The organism is Kocuria subflava (assembly GCF_012163155.1).
Taxonomy (GTDB): domain Bacteria; phylum Actinomycetota; class Actinomycetes; order Actinomycetales; family Micrococcaceae; genus Kocuria; species Kocuria subflava.
This window is the reverse complement of record NZ_JAAVUN010000087.1, coordinates 1-1,001: the sequence shown is the minus strand read 5'-3', so window position 1 is coordinate 1,001 and position 1,001 is coordinate 1. Positions and strand designations below refer to the sequence as shown.

General features: G+C 66.5%; 1 protein-coding gene and 1 pseudogene. One reads left to right on the top strand and one right to left on the bottom strand.

Annotation, left to right across the window (positions count from 1 at the left end; all coding sequences use genetic code 11):
- Positions 1–278: helix-turn-helix domain-containing protein (locus tag GTW58_RS13080; RefSeq protein ID WP_168023559.1), on the bottom strand; the 278-nt coding region annotated here is incomplete at its 3' end.
- Positions 279–562: 284 nt separating this feature from the next.
- Between GTW58_RS13080 and GTW58_RS13075 the strand changes: the two are divergent.
- Positions 563–1,001, top strand: a pseudogene (locus GTW58_RS13075) (isocitrate lyase); the annotation flags it as partial.

Sequence of the window (1,001 nt, the reverse complement as noted above, 5' to 3'; positions counted from 1 at the left end):
CTCAGCAGGGCGTCCATGCTGACGCCCAGGGCCGACGCCAGATCTGAGAGCAGGCTCAACTTGGGTTCTCGCCGGCCGTTCTCGACCAGCGACAGGTGGGAGGCCGTTGCCCCGACCCGATCCGCGAGGGCGTCAAGAGTGAGGCTGCGCTGCGTGCGCAGATGCCGGAGCCGCCGCCCCAGCACCACGCCGTCCCAGGACTCGGCTGCCTCTCCGGAGTCGAGCCGGGGAGAGGGTGAGGTGCGGGCCGGGACTGCCTGGGTCGGGGGGAGTGCCATGGCAGGACTATGGCAGGTCCGCGAGGGCCTGTCCACGCGATCCTGTCAAGAACCGGTGATCTTCTCTCATGTCACGGGAAGCGCCGTGATTCGCGCCCGAAAGACCCGCAATTCCTGCACATCTTGGAAGTCCGTCAGGTGCCGCTGTTCTTTTCTCGACGGACCCCTCGTGCGGCCCGGTCGGTGCGATCAGAGTTGTCCACACGAGCCGGGCAATCAACCGCCAGGCACTTCAGATGACGACCAACAGAGCACGAGCAACACATCACGATCGGAGCCAGATCATGGCACAGCAGCGCACCCCCGTTTCCGCCGAACACATCCAGCACGACTGGGACAACAACCCGCGGTGGCAGAACACCGAACGGACGTTCACCGCCGCCGACGTCGTGAAGCTGCGGGGTCGGGTCCAGGAGGAGAACACGCTGGCCCGCCGCGGTGCGGAGAAGCTGTGGGATCAGCTGAGCACGGAGCACAGCACGGGTGACTACACCAACGCCCTCGGCGCGTTGACCGGTAACCAGGCCGTGCAGCAGGTCAAGGCCGGCTTGCGGGCCATCTACCTCTCCGGCTGGCAGGTCGCCGCCGACGCCAACCTTTCCGGCCACACGTACCCGGACCAGTCCCTGTACCCGGCCAACTCCGTCCCTCAAGTGGTCCGCCGGATCAACAACGCGCTCCTGCGAGCGGATCAGATCGAACACGCGGAAGGCGTCCACACGG